The 16863-nt window shown below is 44.5% G+C and carries 15 protein-coding genes; all 15 read left to right on the forward strand.

What is annotated here, in order from left to right; genetic code table 11:
* The first annotated feature begins 50 nt into the window (after positions 1–50).
* The 15 genes from ACSLUF_RS14420 to ACSLUF_RS14490 all read left to right on the forward strand — a co-directional run bounded on the left by ACSLUF_RS14420 (position 51) and on the right by ACSLUF_RS14490 (position 16861).
* Positions 51–851, forward strand: coding sequence for an AlbA family DNA-binding domain-containing protein (locus tag ACSLUF_RS14420; protein WP_431128344.1), 801 nt, complete (start codon positions 51–53; stop codon positions 849–851).
* A gap of 5 nt (positions 852–856) precedes the next feature.
* Positions 857–1561 (forward strand): lycopene cyclase domain-containing protein, encoded by a 705-nt coding sequence (locus tag ACSLUF_RS14425; RefSeq protein WP_431128341.1) that lies wholly within the window; start codon positions 857–859, stop codon positions 1559–1561.
* Positions 1562–1615: 54 nt separating this feature from the next.
* Positions 1616–2122 carry a universal stress protein gene (locus ACSLUF_RS14430; RefSeq protein WP_431128338.1) on the forward strand — a complete coding sequence of 169 codons (507 nt, stop codon included), beginning with the start codon at positions 1616–1618 and terminating at the stop codon, positions 2120–2122.
* A gap of 26 nt (positions 2123–2148) precedes the next feature.
* Positions 2149–3549: an NAD(P)/FAD-dependent oxidoreductase gene (locus ACSLUF_RS14435; protein ID WP_431128335.1), complete on the forward strand. Its 1401-nt coding sequence runs from the start codon at positions 2149–2151 to the stop codon at positions 3547–3549.
* 1 nt (position 3550) lies between these two features.
* Positions 3551–4876 carry a Na+/H+ antiporter NhaA gene (nhaA, locus tag ACSLUF_RS14440; RefSeq protein ID WP_435623457.1) on the forward strand — a complete coding sequence of 442 codons (1326 nt, stop codon included), beginning with the start codon at positions 3551–3553 and terminating at the stop codon, positions 4874–4876.
* Position 4877: 1 nt separating this feature from the next.
* Complete coding sequence (locus tag ACSLUF_RS14445; RefSeq protein WP_431128329.1) at positions 4878–5891, forward strand: type II glyceraldehyde-3-phosphate dehydrogenase; 1014 nt, start codon at positions 4878–4880, stop codon at positions 5889–5891.
* Positions 5892–5902: 11 nt separating this feature from the next.
* Positions 5903–6964, forward strand: a complete 1062-nt coding sequence (locus tag ACSLUF_RS14450; protein ID WP_431128326.1) for a class I fructose-bisphosphate aldolase — start codon at positions 5903–5905, stop codon at positions 6962–6964.
* A gap of 14 nt (positions 6965–6978) precedes the next feature.
* The gene (locus ACSLUF_RS14455) at positions 6979–8343 is read left to right on the forward strand and encodes a dicarboxylate/amino acid:cation symporter (RefSeq protein WP_431128323.1); all 1365 of its coding nucleotides are present in this window, start codon (positions 6979–6981) and stop codon (positions 8341–8343) included.
* A gap of 10 nt (positions 8344–8353) precedes the next feature.
* Entirely contained in the window at positions 8354–10033 is a 1680-nt protein-coding gene (locus ACSLUF_RS14460; RefSeq protein WP_431128320.1) for an alpha-amylase family glycosyl hydrolase, read from the forward strand.
* A gap of 6 nt (positions 10034–10039) precedes the next feature.
* On the forward strand, positions 10040–12580 hold the full coding sequence (gene glgP / locus ACSLUF_RS14465; protein WP_431128317.1) for an alpha-glucan family phosphorylase: 2541 nt from the start codon (positions 10040–10042) through the stop codon (positions 12578–12580).
* A gap of 88 nt (positions 12581–12668) precedes the next feature.
* The gene (locus ACSLUF_RS14470; protein ID WP_435625846.1) at positions 12669–13583 is read left to right on the forward strand and encodes an ATP-dependent 6-phosphofructokinase; all 915 of its coding nucleotides are present in this window, start codon (positions 12669–12671) and stop codon (positions 13581–13583) included.
* A 14-nt stretch (positions 13584–13597) separates the two neighbouring features.
* A complete protein-coding gene (locus ACSLUF_RS14475; protein ID WP_431128312.1) occupies positions 13598–14593 on the forward strand; it encodes a 2-hydroxyacid dehydrogenase in 996 nt (331 codons plus the stop codon).
* Positions 14594–14618: 25 nt separating this feature from the next.
* Entirely contained in the window at positions 14619–15449 is an 831-nt protein-coding gene (locus ACSLUF_RS14480; RefSeq protein WP_431128309.1) for a universal stress protein, read from the forward strand.
* Positions 15450–15462: 13 nt separating this feature from the next.
* On the forward strand, positions 15463–16017 hold the full coding sequence (locus ACSLUF_RS14485) for a potassium channel family protein (RefSeq protein WP_431128306.1): 555 nt from the start codon (positions 15463–15465) through the stop codon (positions 16015–16017).
* Positions 16010–16861 carry an ATP cone domain-containing protein gene (locus ACSLUF_RS14490; RefSeq protein ID WP_431128303.1) on the forward strand — a complete coding sequence of 284 codons (852 nt, stop codon included), beginning with the start codon at positions 16010–16012 and terminating at the stop codon, positions 16859–16861. Before ACSLUF_RS14485 ends, ACSLUF_RS14490 begins: the two co-directional genes overlap by 8 nt.
* The last annotated feature ends 2 nt before the right edge of the window (positions 16862–16863 follow it).

The raw sequence follows: 16863 nt of genomic DNA on the forward strand, positions 1-16863 counted from the left end.
GGAATGTAAAGTCATTCCATGCTTTGGACATTATTGTGTAATTGCTGGAGATGGAGCAAAAAATAGCAAGACAAAAATTGAAAATCATTTTTATCCATGTTTTCATTGGAGCGGGAGTCTTTTATTTTTTGGTACATCCGTTCACGATGGTACTTTACAATATTGAGTTTAACCATCCCGACTTTACCCCTTCCCTATTTCGGAACATATTAAAGCAACACTTGCTGGAATCATTTTCTTTTAAAATGGGTGGAATGGCCGGTCTGCTGAGTTTCTTTGGGGGAATGTTGGGAATAGCTTCAGGTTTTTTCTGGATACGGATAAAACAAAAAAGATCACTGAGGCACCAAGGGGAACTTCTTGGTGAAATGGACCTCAAACAGTTGATCCAAAAAGGGGAAAATGATTCAGTGGAATTCAAATCTTCGGTTCGGTACGATTACCATAGAAAAACCACCAACCGTGATTTGGAACTGGTCATTGCAAAAACCTTGGTGGGTTTCATGAACGCCAAGGGGGGAAAACTGCTCATTGGAGTCAGCGACCAAGGCGATGTTATTGGATTGGAAAAGGACTTAAAGACCTTAAAGCACAAGAACAGGGATGGTTTTGAACGCAAAGTATTTCAGGTCATCACGGACTATATAGGTAGGGAGGCCTGCTACAATAATCAAGTATCGTTTCATGCCATCGGTGAAAAAGACATTTGCCTGATAAATGTGGAGCCATCTACCATTCCAGTGTACCTAAAGGATGGCAAAAACATCACTTTTTATGTCAGAACGGGTAACGCCACCCATCCCCTATCGGTCGAAGAGGCTATCAACTATTTGAATATTCAAAATACCTAGTTCCCATGCAATACGTCTGGTTCATATGGTCCCTAATTATCCTAGCCCTATGGGGGATGGTATATCTATTGAAAAAGGACTCTAGAAGCGAAATGTTGAAGATGAGTTGGATAACCATGCCTTTTGGGCTTACGGAACCTCTGTTCGTTCCCGAATATTGGCATCCCCCTTCCCTTTTTGATTTGGCCATAACGACCGGTTTTGATATTGAAAGCCTGATCTTTTCATTCGCAATTGGTGGTATCGGTACGGTTTTTTACAACCTTATTTTTAGAAGAAAGTATGTTGAAATGCCGCATAGTGAACGTAAGCATGCAAAGCACAGGTTGCACCTATACATCCTATTGGTACCGGCGGCCGTGTTCCTGATATTGGCCATGTCCACTACTTTGAACCATATCTATTGTGGGATTGCAGCTATGTTCCTGGGAGGAATGTCTACACTATATTGCCGGCAGGACCTCAAGACTAAAATCTGGATCAGCGGATTTCTGTTCACGGCATTGTATTTTGTTTATTTTGGGAGTATTCTTCCTTTCCATCCCAACTACGTAGAACTTTTCTGGAATCTGGAAAACCTAAGTGATATTCTAGTGGCCGGTATTCCAATCGAAGAACTCCTGTTCGCCTTCACTTTTGGCATGTATTGGTCGGGATTGTATGAGCATTTATACTGGAGAAAATTAATGGGTCCCATTACCACGGGGTAGATTGGTCAAACAAGCAGTGTTCATTAGAACCTATGAACAAATAAATATGAAAAGATGAAGATAGTATTGGCAATAGATGGCTCCAATTTTAGCGAGGACGCCATTAATGAACTCAGTGGTATGTCCTTGCCGGGGGACACTGAGGTATGTGTACTGAGTGTTTTGGAAAATCCCTTGCTGACCGCTCCTGGCGCTGCCACCCTTGGTAGTCCACTTGGCAACTATTATGAGGAAGCGGTGTCCCTTGCCCAAAAATCGGCAGAAACCATAGTAAAAAATGCAGCTAGATCTGTTGAGGGCAGGAAACCTGAAATATCAATAACCACCGAAGTGATCCATGGTCTCCCAAAAAGCGCCATTCTCGAAAAGGCCGAAAATTTTGGTGCGGACCTCATTGTTGTTGGATCTCAGGGCCATGGTGCTTTCTCTCGCTTTTTGCTAGGTTCAGTATCACAGTACATTGCCATGCATGCCAGTTGTTCCGTGTTGATAGCAAGAAAAAAAATATGGAAAGGGATACTGAAAAATAACAAACAGACTGTTTTACAGCACAAGAATTAAAAATAGTCGTTAAACCCCAAATTGGTATGAAGAACACTTATGGCTCCAAGAATACTAGTGATGCCACTTGTAGGGCCACCGATGAAATTTGTTTGCCAAATTCAAGATTTCCAAGGGTAGTCGTTGTAGGGGGCGGGTTTGCCGGCCTTGCATTGGTAGAAGGTCTCAAGAACAAAGAGGTACAGGTAGTTCTGATAGACCGAAACAACTTTCACCAGTTCCAACCCCTATACTACCAAGTGGCTACCAGTGGCTTGGAACCGGACAGTATTGTCTTTCCGTTCAGGAAACAAATCAGCGGCTATACCAATGTCACCTTTAGATTGGCAGAGGTACAAGAAGTCCAAACTTCATCAAATACAGTCATCACCGATAAGGGTAGGTTGGCCTATGATTATCTGGTTTTGGCCACCGGTACCAAGACCAATTTCTTCGGAATGGACGAAGTGGCAAGAAATAGCCTGGGCATGAAAGATATCAAGGATTCACTCAATATACGCCATATGATGCTTCAGAACCTAGAGCAAGCAGCAATAACCTGTGATGATGACCATCGGGACGCCCTTACCAATTTTGTAATTGTGGGTGGTGGACCTGCAGGGGTTGAAATGGCAGGTGCCCTAGCGGAGTTCTGCAAATACATTTTACCCAAAGACTATCCAGAATATCCTTCCTCCATCATGAACATCTATCTTATCGAGGCCATGGGTGAGCTGTTGGCCGGTATGTCGGATAAGGCCTCCTCGAAGACACTGGAATATCTGAAAAGCTTGAATGTACAGGTATTGCTTAACGAAGCCGTTAGCGGCTATGACGGCAAGGTGGTACGTACCAAAAGTGGTAAGAAGATTAGGGCCAAAAATCTAGTATGGACAGCAGGTGTTACTGGCCAATTGCCGGATGGGATGGATGAAAGCTATCTTGTCAAGGGCAATCGACTAAGAACAAACACTTATTTGAAAGTCGAAGGACTGAACAATGTTTTTGCCATCGGCGATATAGCGGGAATCATTACGGAAGAGACACCAAAAGGACACCCACAAGTAGCACAGGCCGCTATTCAACAAGGGAAACACCTTGCCAAAATATTGCTGAACACTATGCGGTCAAAGCTTTCGAAACCTTTTGCCTATAAGGACAAGGGTTCCTTGGCCACTGTGGGCAAACGAAAAGCCGTGGCTGACCTGGGTAAGCTTCGTTTTGGTGGATATTTTGCTTGGCTGTTGTGGTCCCTTGTCCATTTGATGTCCATTAGTGGGTTTAGAAACAGATTGTTGGTGGGCCTCAACTGGGCCATCAGCTATTTCAGCTACGAAAAAAGCAATAGGGTCATTATCAGAAATTTTAAGCCCAAATCGTTCGACCATCCGTCGGATAAAAAACCGGATCAAATAAAACGAACGATTAAATCAGAGATGAATGCATAACATGGAGAATACTACATTTTTCAAGAATATGGTCGGCTCTACCGCAAAAGGGCTGAACAATGGAGGTGTTGTTCTCTTTATTACGGTCGTTATTGCCATGATTTGGGCCAATTCGCCTTGGAAAGAATTTTACCAAGCTTTGATGAAGGTTGAGATAGGGTTCACCATTGGTAGTTTTGAATTGTTCGAACCTCTTCTGTTATGGGTGAACGATGCACTGATGGCCTTATTTTTTTTACAGGTCGGTCTGGAGCTAAAACGAGAAATTCTTGGTGGTAAACTTTCATCCCCGAAGAGTGCAATTTTACCCATTGGTGCCGCCATTGGAGGCATGGTAATACCTGCCCTTGTTTATTATTCATTCAACGGTTCAGGTGAGGCCTCTCAGGGCTGGGGAATTCCGATGGCCACTGACATTGCCTTTTCCCTTGGAGTATTGGCACTTTTCGGAAAAAAGTTGCCCACGGCTTTGAGGGTCTTCCTTGTAACCTTGGCGATAGTTGACGATTTGGGAGGGGTTTTGGTCATCGCCCTATTCTATACCTCCGGAATATCGGGAATGGACTTGCTCCATGGCCTACTTTTCTTCGGCCTGCTTATAATTGGCAATTATGCCGGGGTTCGTAGTACATGGTTTTACGCCATTATAGGTATAGGCGGTGTGTGGTTGGCATTTTTCTTTTCCGGGATACATCCCACCATTGCCGGGATACTTACCGCCATGGCCATTCCCGGAAGGGTCAAGATCAAAGAGCAAACCTTTTTGCGACGTTTGGATAAACTCCATAAAAGATTCCAAAAAGAAAAACCGGTGAAGGGAACCCTCATTTCCAGGAAACAGTTGGAAATATTGGAGGACATAAAAACCACAAGTTCCGAAGCCGAAACCCCACTCCAAAAAATTGAAAAAGCCTTACATCCATTGGTAAGTTTCGTTATTCTTCCCTTGTTCGCCTTGGCAAATGCAGGGATACACCTTCATGGAGATTTACTGAAGGTAATGACCAGTCCCGTTGGCTTAGGTATAGGTTTGGGACTGGTTTTCGGGAAGTTCATTGGCATAGCGGGCTTTTCCAGGGTACTGGTGGCATTCAGACTTGCCAAACTTCCTGAAAATGTGAATTGGAACATGATTTACGGGACAGCCTTTCTTGGCGGAATCGGTTTTACCATGTCGCTGTTCATCAATGAACTTGCCTTTACGGATGAATCGATGCTGTTCACCGCCAAGGTAAACATCCTTTTTGCCTCCCTATTGGCTGGTATTTTCGGCGCCATTTTATTATATCGACATAACAAAAAATCAATAGTAACTAAAATTAGATAACATGAAAAATATAGCAGTGGTGGGTTACGGCGTCATCGGAAAAAGAGTGGCCGATGCCGTGAGTTTACAGAATGATATGGCCCTTGTGGGGGTGTGTGACGTAATAAGCGATTGGCGTATACAGACGGCCCTGAAAAAGGGCTTTAAGGTGTTTGCGGCAACCAAGGAAGCAGATGCACAAATGCGATCGGCGGGACTATCGGTTGCAGGTTCCATGCAGGAACTACTGCAACATGTGGATCTTGTAGTGGATTGCACCCCTAAAAAGATTGCAGCTAAAAATGTTGTAATCTATAGGGAAAAAGGTATTAAATTCATTGTTCAGGGTGGGGAAAAACATGAAACCACAGGACATTCCTTTAGTGCTGAAAACAATTACGAATCTGCGCTAGGTTTGGATGCCACCAGGGTAGTTTCCTGCAATACCACTTCCATTCTGCGCACCTTGACCGCCTTAAAAACGGCCGATATGCTGGACTATGCCAGGGGCACCTTGTTAAGAAGGGCCACGGACCCTTGGGAAAGCCATCTGGGAGGTATTATGAACACCATGGTGCCCGAACGCGACATCCCCAGTCATCAAGGCCCTGATGCGCAAAGTGTAGATCCCGACCTCGATGTGATCACATCAGCGGTAAAGGTCCCTGAAACCCTTAGCCATATGCATTATTGGAATGTAAAACTAAAGCGTGAGACCTCTAAGGAGGAAGTGCTCAGCGCTCTTAGGGCCTCTAGCCGGATTAAACTGATAAGCTATGACCAGGGTCTGGTCTCCAACAACACCATAAAGGAAATGTTTATGGATTGGGGCAGACCTTGGGGCGATATGTACGAGGTGGCCCTTTGGGAAGATATGCTCAAAGTGGTTGGCGACGAACTTTTTTATGCCTATGTCGTGGACAATCAAGCCATCGTCATCCCCGAGACCATCGATGCCATCCGTGCCTTGACGGGAATCGAATGTGATGGTCAAAAGTCCATTGCCAAAACCAATGAAAGTCTAGGAATCAATTAAAAAGGAGAAGAATGGAAACTTTTGAAGCCATTGTGGAACACTTGGGAGATAAAGCATCTTTTTATCTGGACCACGTAAGCGAGAAAATAACGAAGGACGAACTACAGTTGCCTGAAAAAAATGTGGTGGACACCGTGTTCGTGAACAGCGATCGTAATGTTAGGGTCCTTGGGAGCCTATCTCGTCTCTACGATAATGGAAATCTTTCGGGCACTGGATATCTCAGTATACTTCCAGTAGATCAGGGCATCGAACATAGTGCCACTTTTTCCTTTTATAAGAACCCTGATTACTTTGATCCAGAGAACATCATAAAATTGGCAATGGAGGCTGGTTGCAATGGTGTGGCCTCCACTTTTGGTGGGCTGGGCCTATATGCTCGGAAATATGCGCACAAAATCCCTTTCATTGTCAAAATAAACCACAATGAACTATTGACCCATCCCACAAGATACGGCCAAACCCTCTTTGGTACTGTCAAGGAAGCATGGAATATGGGTGCGGCGGCAATCGGGGCGACCATTTATTTTGGATCAGGTGAGAGTAAGCGCGAACTGAAGGAAGTTGCAGGGGCCTTTACCGAGGCCCACGGTCTGGGTATGGCCACTATCCTTTGGTGTTATACGCGAAATGAAGCATTTAGAACCGATAGGGAAGATTACCATTCATCGGCCGATTTGACATCGCAGGCAAACCACCTTGGGGTAACGATAAAGGCCGATATCATAAAGCAAAAACTGCCCACCAACAATTATGGTTTCAAAGACATTGGGTTTGGAAAATTTAACGATGCTATGTACGAAGCGTTGACTGCGGAGCACCCCATCGATCTTTGTCGATTACAAGTGGCAAACTGTTACATGGGGAACATAGCGTTGATCAATTCGGGAGGTGGGTCCAAAGGGGTATCGGACCTGGGCGAAGCAATTGTCACGGCTGTCGTCAACAAAAGGGCGGGAGGTTCCGGTCTTATCTTAGGGAGAAAGGCCTTTCAGCGGCCTTTCAAAGAGGGTGTGGAGCTATTACATGCAGTACAAGGGGTTTATCTGGAAAAGAGAATAACGATAGCATAAAAGATATCCAAGGAATGTTCGATGCTGATATAAAATCATTAAAATCCCTTAACCACTACTTAAAAAAGTTGGTAGAAAACAGACTATGGCTAAAGGTAATCATTGCTCTGTTACTAGGTGTAGGCCTTGGACTCATGTTAAGCCCTCAAAATGGTTGGATAACAAAGGGCACTGCCGATGTTTTAGGGAACTGGTTGGCCCTACCGGGCATGCTCTTTCTCAAGTTGGTCCAAATGATCATGATTCCCTTAATCGTAGCTTCAATAATTACTGGGATTGCGAGCAATGATAAAGAAAATCTAAAAAGGTTGGGAGGTGGCGTGCTATTATATTTTATAAGCACTACCAGTATATCGGTGAGCATAGGCACAATATTGGCCTTGATTTTTAGGCCTGGAAAGTATCTGCACCAACAGGCAGTTGTGGATCATGAACAAGCTTTGACCAATAGCGCGGAGAGCACAGGATTATCATTTGCAATAAACGACATTCCGAATGCCATAACAAATTTGCTCCCCGACAACCCGTTGGCATCCATGGTCAGTGGTGAAATGTTGAGTATCGTCATTTTTACCATTATAATCGGTGTAGCTGTACTTTCCCTGCCCAATGATTTGCTAAAACCTGTAAAATTACTGTTGGGTGCCGTACAGGAAATCTGTATGACCGTTGTCAAATGGGCCATGTTCTTGGTACCCGTTGCCGTGTTCGGCCTAATGGCCCAGCTTACTTCCAGCGTCGGATTGAATTCCCTATCAGGGCTGGGTTTTTATGTGCTGGTTGTGCTGATAGGGCTGCTGCTCTTGGTCGTGGTTTACCTCATTGTGGTAAGCCTATTGGGAAAAAGCAATCCTTTTCAATTTTTGGGCAACATAAGGGATGTTCAGCTACTGGCCTTCTCGACAACGAGTTCTGCGGCAGTAATGCCCTTGTCCCTTGAAACGGCCGAAGAAGAACTTGAAGTAGATCCGGCCATCAGTAACTTTATCATTCCTATCGGAGCCACTGTAAACATGGACGGTACGGCACTGTATCAAACCATAACTACCCTGTTCATTGCCCAGGCCTATGGGCTGGAAATGAGCATTATGAGCATTATTGTGGTGGTAGTCACCATAGTGGCAGCCTCCATTGGCACCCCAGCAATACCAGGTGGTGGGGTAGTGATCTTGGCCTCTGTACTGTCCAGTGCCGGTATACCGGCAGAAGGCATCATCATAATCATAGGGGTGGAACGTTTGCTGGGAATGTTCAGAACTGCGGTCAACGTTACCGGGGACCTCACCGCTTGTATGGTTTTCAATCGGTTCTATGGAAACAAGCTCGCCATGGGCCGTGATAGTATTTCAAAATCAAAAAAAGGGTATTCCCTCATTTAAAAACCATAAGATGATAAAATCAATCGAAGATATAGATCTTACTCCCAAACGTGGAAAGGAATACTGGGTAAACTGCCATAGGGAATGGCGGGAGGAGATCATTTACTTTCTTATGGTAGACCGGTTTCATGACAGCAACAAACGAAGCTCATTGGACTTCGATATTAGGCATTCTGGTTTTGGCAATGACAATCAATTACGAAAAACTTTTGGGGGTACTATCCAGGGAATCATCGATAACATTGATTATATCAAAAACTTGGGCTGTACGGCCCTTTGGCTTAGTCCGGTATTTGAAAATAATCCACAATCCTACCATGGGTATGCCATCCAGAATTATTTGGATATCGACAAACGCTGGGGCTCAAAAAAGGATTTGGAGAGATTGGTGGTCAAGGCCCATAACTTGGATATGCGGGTCTTTCTAGATGTCGTTCTGCACCATTCAGGGGACAATTGGTCGTATCCTTTCGACCACACGTATTTCTATTTAAACGGGGAACGTTTTCCTTTGGGAAATTGGCGCGAGAAAGACAGACCGCTTCCCATGGAGCTAAGGGATCCGGAGCTTTATAATCGAAAGGGACAGGTAAGGAATTTCGATGCATATCCAGAGACCCAGGAAGGGGATTTTTTGACGTTAAAAACATTTCGGAACGATGGTTCCGCAGAAAGTTGGAAATTGGCAAGTCTACTGGCCACCATTCATTGTTATTGGATACGGGAAACCGACGTAGACGGTTTCCGGTTGGATGCTGTCAAACATATGAAAGGGCCGGATATTAGCCGTTTTTGCTCTACGATACGTGAATATGCCTACTCATTGGGCAAAAGGAATTTCTTTTTGTTCGGTGAGATCATCGGAAACGATGAGACAGGCAATCCATATATTGGACCAAAAGTGTTCCCAGAGGACCAAAACGTATATTATGGTTTGGATTCCGTTTTAGACCATCCATTACATAGTGTTTTGGCGGATGTCATAAAAGGGGTTTCTTCACCTGAAAGACTATTGGAACGATATGCCTCTTTACAGCGGAATGCTGAAAGAAGGGGGGGGTATGGGGATTTCTTAGTAACCTATATAGACGACCACGACCAGGTCGGCACTGATTTTAAGCATCGTTTTGGCCACGGGGCCACTCCCGAACAAATCTTTGCCGGCACAGGGTTTCTGCTCTGTGCCCTCGGTACTCCCTGTATCTATTATGGAACCGAACAGGGTTTGGACGGAAACGGTACGGATGACAGATATGTTAGGGAGGGCATGTTCAATCCCGATGATACGTCGACAAATATCCTGAACTCAAATTCTTGGATATACAGGACAATGGCCAAGCTGGCAAAACTTCGCCAAAAAGAACCGATACTTAAGTTCGGTAGAATGTATTTTAGGGAGACTTCAGAGGATGGAATTCATTTTCATCACCCCGATTGTAAAGAGTGCCTATTGGCCTTTTCGAGGGTACTTCACGATGGTGAGATTTTAGTGGTCTATAATTCCTCTCCTACCGATACCAAAGAAGAGTACATCATTGTTGACAACGGCATCAACAATGAAAACACTTATATGAAGTGTATTTATGGAAACAGAACGAGAATTAAGATAAGAAGAGATATGCACGACAAGGGGCGCTCATATATAAAACTTGTACTTGATCCAATGGAGTTTTTAATATTCAAAAATTGATGAACCATGATAACAGAAGTGATTAATGATCAAGGTCTACAAGGAGTCTTTCACCACGATATCGAAGGTATGGAAATACTTATCGAGCTTGCCCTGAACGTGCGTTGGTCCTGGAACCACGCTACCGATAAAGTGTGGGAGAAATTGGATCCCGAATTATGGGAGTTAACCCAAAACCCATGGCTTATCCTACAAACTGTATCAAGAGACCGTTTAAAGAGGCATTTGGAAAATCAATCTTTTCGAAAAACGATCGATGATCTTTCAAAAGCGAACAGAAAGGCAGTCTCCGGCTCTTCGTGGTTTCAACGTAGCCATCCCAAAGCAGCGCTAACCAATGTCGCTTATTTCAGTATGGAGTACATGCTCAGCGAGGCCCTGCCAATTTATGCCGGAGGTTTGGGCAACGTCGCAGGAGATCAGCTCAAATCCGCTAGTGATCTTGGAGTTCCCGTAGTTGCCATAGGTCTCCTATACGCTAAAGGATATTTCCGGCAGGAAATTGATGTTGATGGTACCCAGAATGCGCTCTTCCCACATAATGATCCAGGTCAATTACCGATAACTCCACTACGCCGCCCAAATGGGGAGTGGCTTCGATTTCAGGTGTCTTTGGCGGGCCTTTCGATCTGGTTAAGGGTTTGGCAGGTACAGGTAGGACGCTTAAAACTGTATCTCCTGGACAGCAACGATGCCGCCAACTTGCCCATACATAGGGGGATAACGGATGAGCTTTACGGTGGCGGTCCGGAGCTTCGTATCAAACAGGAAATCATATTGGGAATAGGTGGCTACAAACTTCTCAAGGCCTTGGACATCAAACCGGAAGTTTGCCATATGAACGAGGGCCATGCAGCGTTTCTCGTACTGGAAAGGGCCAACGATTTCATGAAAATGCACGGTACCACCTTTAAGGAAGCCCTTACCATAACCCGAGCGGGGAACATATTCACAACGCATACCGCAGTATCGGCGGGATTTGATTATTTCAGTCCTATGCTGATGGAAAAGTATCTGGGCATCTATGCAAAAAAAGAACTTGATATTGATTTGGGGGAATTAATGGCGCTTGGCCGTGGAGAAATACATAACCCATGGGACAGTTTTAATATGGCCTACCTGGCAATCAGGGGCAGTGGTGCCATTAATGGGGTAAGTCGTCTGCATGGTGAGGTGAGCCGGAGCCTTTTCAAGGACCTTTTCCCGCGTTGGCCGTTGCATGAGGTTCCAGTAGGCCATGTGACCAATGGCGTCCACATGTCCAGTTGGGATTCTGAATACGCCGATAAAGTATGGACCGAGGCTTGCGGAAAAGACCGTTGGCGTGGTGAACTTGGGGACCATGAAGAACATATATCAAAAATGTCGGACCAAGAGCTCTGGCATTTTAGGAACAAATCAAGAAAAAGGCTCGTCGGCTTCGTGCGAAAAAGATTTGAAAGGCAGTCAATGGCTTCAGGCCAATCTCCGGACACTATAAAAGTTTCCAATCGAATATTTGATTCCGATGTTTTGACATTGGGATTCGCACGCCGATTCGTTCCCTATAAGAGACCCGATCTACTCCTGCATGACCCTGAAAGGTTTGTCCGTATTCTTACCAATTCGGAGTTTCCTGTCCAACTGGTGTTGGCCGGGAAAGCACCTCCATTCGACGAATCCGGCAAGGCACTGATTCGTAGATGGATACAGTTTATTGAACGGTACAAACTTCAAGAACATGTGGTTTTCCTGAGCGATTATGATATGATGCTGACCGAAAACCTGGTGCAAGGAGTGGACGTATGGTTGAATACGCCAAGAAGGCCTTGGGAAGCCAGTGGGACGAGTGGTATGAAGGTACTGGTCAATGGAGGTATCAATTTATCCGGGCTCGACGGCTGGTGGGCCGAAGCGTATACCCCCGAGGTTGGCTGGACCTTTGGTACTGAGAAGGAGCAGGCCGATGATAGCGCTCGGGATGCCCATGAGGCCAGGTCGTTGTACAACGTTTTGGAGCAAGAGGTAATCCCTGAATTTTACTCTCGTAACGAAAAAGGTATCCCTGAACCTTGGGTAGCACGTATGCGCAAAAGTATGGGTACCCTTGCTCCCAATTTTTCAGCCAACAGAACGGTCAGGGAGTATACCGAAAACTATTACCTGCCTGCGGCAGTAAACTATAAAAAGCGTGCAGCAAGGAAGGGGGCCGAGGGTAGGCGCATGGCAAACGCGGATAGGGATTTAAAAGTCTATTGGGGCAAAATGAAATTTGGCAAGGTTAGGGTCGAAAGCTCTATCAATGGACATTCCTTCCGCATTCAATTGTGGTTGAACGGGGTTAAGCCCAAGGATATCCTTGTGGAACTGTTTGCGGAAGGAACAGGTGACCAACCTTCAGTAAAAATACCAATGAAGATGGATTGGATGGGAGATATGGGGGAACATAATTATTATGCAAAGGTACTTACCAAAAGACCTGCATCCGATTATACCGCCCGAGTAGTACCAAATTATGGAAATATCACTTTGCCCTTGGAAGACAATCGGATTCTATGGCAGCGTTAAAGCACAAAACAGTTGACATATTGCGATAATGGAGAAAGATGGAATTAAACATGTGGCCGTATTCACCTCAGGGGGGGATTCCCCTGGAATGAATACAGCTTTATACGGAATAGCAAAAAGCGCCGAAATGAGCCAGCTGAAGCTGACGGGCATTCGAAAGGGTTACGAGGGGCTCATCGACGGCGATATGGTGCAATTGCATTCCAATGAACTAAAACAGTGGGCGCACAGGGGCGGGACCATGTTGAAAACCGCTCGTAGCAAACGTTTTTTAACACTGGAAGGAAGAAAGCGAGCTTTGGCAGTCCTTCAAAAAAACAAGGTCGATGCCCTCATTGCCATTGGTGGTGACGGCACCTTCAAAGGGCTAATGGCATTTTCGGAAATCTGCAACCTACCGTTTATGGGTGTTCCCGGTACCATAGACAATGATCTGGCCGGTACCGATTACACGTTGGGATTTGATTCGGCGGTGAACACCGCCATTCAAAATATTGATAAAATCAGGGATACGGCCGAATCCCATAACCGTATTTTTCTGATCGAAGTGATGGGAAGGGATTCCGGATATATAGGCATTACCTCAGGATTGGGTGTTGCCGCGGATTCTATCTTGGTGCCCGAAAGTGGTGAGGATTTTGTTAGGCTCCTTGAAAAAGTAAGGAATTACGATAGTGAAAACGCTTTTCTCATAGTTGTTTCGGAAGGTGACGAGCTAGGAGCTGAATTGGTGGCCTCAAAGATTAAGGAAATCAATTCCAAGGTGGACCTCAGAATAAGCAAACTGGGGCATGTTCAGCGGGGCGGAAATCCTTCAGCCCAGGACAGGATGCTCGGAATTCGGTTGGGAGCATCCGCTATAAAGGCGCTTCTGATGGGCAGAAAAAATGCCATGGTGGGGGTGTTGAACAACCAATTGTGCCTAACCCCATTTGGGCAAGTCGTAAAACAGCATCAAGTTAATGCCGAATTAGATGAGCTCCTGAATCTTTTTAATGTTTGAAACCATTTTAAAAAATGAAAACGGCCGTATTCAGCACACACGAATTTGAGAGACCATATCTAAATCATGCGAATGGTAAAAAGCATGACCTCAATTATTATGAGGCCCGACTTACCAAAAAAACGGTAACTCTAGCAAAAGGACATTCGGCAATATGTCTTTTTACCGGCGATGACGCATCGGCGAGTATCGTGAAAAAATTAAATGAATTCGGCGTTAAGCTCATAGCACTGCGATCTGCGGGCTACAACCACGTCAACATCAAAAAAGCCAATGAGCTTGGAGTAGTTGTAGCAAGGGTACCCGAATACTCGCCCTATGCCATTGCAGAACATGCCGTGGCCCTCATCTTGACCCTAAACAGAAAAATAGTAAGGGCCCACAACAGGGTCAGGGATATGAATTTCTCACTGAACGGACTCACAGGATTTGACCTTAACGGCAAAACAGTCGGCGTGATAGGGACAGGTAAAATTGGGAAGGTACTTATAAAAATCCTTCATGGTTTTGGCTGTAAGATTTTTGCATACGACCTTAAAGAGGATAAGGAATTAAAAGAAATGTATGGTGTATGCTTCACTGACTGCCAAACGCTCTGCAGCGAATCGGATATCATAAGCCTACACGTTCCATTAACACCGGAAACAAGGCATATCATAGATGCAAAGCAAATCGGGCACATGAAAAAGGGAGTCATGCTCATCAATACCAGTAGGGGCGCACTAGTCGATACCAAAGCGGTCATAGAGGGTCTGAAATCAAGGAAAATCGGCTATTTCGGTATTGATGTTTATGAAGAGGAGGAAGGGTTGTTTTTTGAAGACCACTCAGAAGACATCTTACAGGATGATGTGATTGCCAGATTAATGACCTTTCCCAATGTTTTGATTACCAGTCATCAAGCTTTTTTGACCGATACAGCTCTCACCAACATTGCTGAGACCACCATTTATAACCTTGACTGTTTTGAAAAAGGAACAGTTTCAGGAAATGAAATACTAGTGAAGTGAAACAACCCATAAAACCATAGTTAGGATGAAAAACATATTAGTGCCCACAGACTTTTCCGAGAACTGCAACAAGGCAGCTGAGCTTGGAATCAGGATAGCCAAGCTCTATGACGCAGAAATCCATTTTTTCCATTTGCTGAAAACACCGGTGGATTGGGTAAAATTGGATAAGCTAAAAGAAAAGCGATATCCGGAGACTTTAAAAAAAATAGGGACGGCAAAAGCTTCGTTGCGTGCATTGGAAAAAAAGGCCGAAAAAGAGAATCTGAAATGCCTGACATTTTTGCAATTTCATGTGGACCACGAAAACATATTGAAACATTCTGGCCATTATGGCCATGATTTCATCGTTACTGGCAGCAGTGGCACCAAGGGTATTGTACGGGAACTTTTAGGGAGCAATGTAGAACGCTTGGTAAGCAGATCGGATGTGCCGGTCATGGTGGTAAAAGAAGATGCTGTAAGGTTTCCTTTTCAGGATATCGTCTTCGTTTCGGATTTTGTGGAAGATGTCAGCAATGCTTTTAAAGAGGTGCTATCCATTGCAGAAAAATGCAATGCAAAAATTCACCTTTTGCGTATCAATACAGAATCGGACCGTAACAGTATTGCCCTTGGCCTGGACCCTATACGAAGATTTTTAGAGGGTTTTCCCAAACTAAAAAACTTCTCCATGAACGTGTATAATGAAATGATGGTGGAGACGGGCATCAACACTTATTTGCAACACAATGAGGGTGATCTTATTACCATGTGTACACATGGCCATACCGGTTTTTTGAGTTTGTTCTCAAAAAGTATAGCCGAAGGGGTTGCGAACCATGCTTCCCTACCTGTGATGACAATGAAAATTTAAAAAGTATAGCATCATGTCGGAAAGCTTGCGTCAAAAAAGGGTAAAACCCTTTTATAAGTTATTACTGGACAGAACGGTACTGCCACTGGCTACCATACTGGGAATAGGCATCCTTTATGTTGTTTTGATGTCGATGATAGACCACCCCTCTTTTCCATTCCACATAATTATTATAGCGGCAGCATTAGGAAAGACCGTTGTGATAACGGCAACTACCCTGAAACGTTTGTCAAAATTAATCAAGATCTGTCATTCTTTGGAACGATTGCTTTGGGTTTTTGGATTGATAATCATCATTAGCATTTTCTCTTATGCGACCGATTATGCCTGTCTTTTCCAATTTAATCATACCACTTTTGAGGGAGTTCCCGATTATTCAAATTCGTACTTGTATAACTTGTATCACTTTTTTTACTTCAGTGTAATTACTTTTTCAACTGTGGGCTATGGTGATATTGTTCCAACTTCCGATGTGGCCCGATTCGTTGTCATGCTCGAAATATTCCTAAGCTTTTTCTTGGTCGTCTTTGCTTTGGCCAATATTAAAAAAATACACATTAATGGATAAGATAACTATTATAAAGGCAAGCGGCGAGAAAGCACCTTTTCAAATGGAAAAAGTAAAGCGGTCACTGGAACGGGCCGGTGCGAATGAAACATTAATTGATGAGATTGTCAAAAATATTGAAGATATGGTTTTCGACGGAATGACCACCAAGAAGATCTATCAAATGGCCTTTGAAATGTTGAAAGGGAAATCTCGGGTAAGTGCTTCAAAATACAAACTCAAAAAAGCGCTGATGGAACTAGGTCCATCAGGGTACCCCTTTGAAAGGTTTGTTGGTAAAATTCTGGAACACGAAGGATTTCGGACACAGGTCGGTAGCATCATTCAGGGAAGCTGTGTGACCCATGAAGTGGATGTTATTGCCCAAAAGGATGAGAAGCATTATATGATAGAATGCAAATACCATGGCGACCAAGGTAGGTTCTGTAATGTGAAGATCCCCTTGTACATCCAATCACGTTTTCAGGATGTCAAAGGTCCATGGGAGAGGCAACCCGGCCATATCTATAGATTTCATCAAGGAGGGGTCTTTACCAACACACGTTTCACCACCGATGCCATCACCTATGGCAACTGCGTGGGGCTTATGCTGGTAAGTTGGGACTATCCTGAAAAAAATAGCCTCAAATTTAGAATTGACCGTGCAGGCCTCCACCCCCTTACCTCGTTAACCACCCTTACCAAATCAGAAAAATCAAAATTGCTGCAAGAAGGTATTGTATTGTGTAGAGAAGTGGCCGACACCCCACAATTGTTGTTCAAAGTAGGTGTTGACAAAAAAAGACATAAGCGCATCCTAGAGGATTCTAGGGCATTGTGCAGCACAAGCCATGAACAATCATAAAA

Source organism: Flagellimonas sp. (assembly GCF_965601775.1).
In the GTDB taxonomy this organism is placed as follows: domain Bacteria; phylum Bacteroidota; class Bacteroidia; order Flavobacteriales; family Flavobacteriaceae; genus Flagellimonas.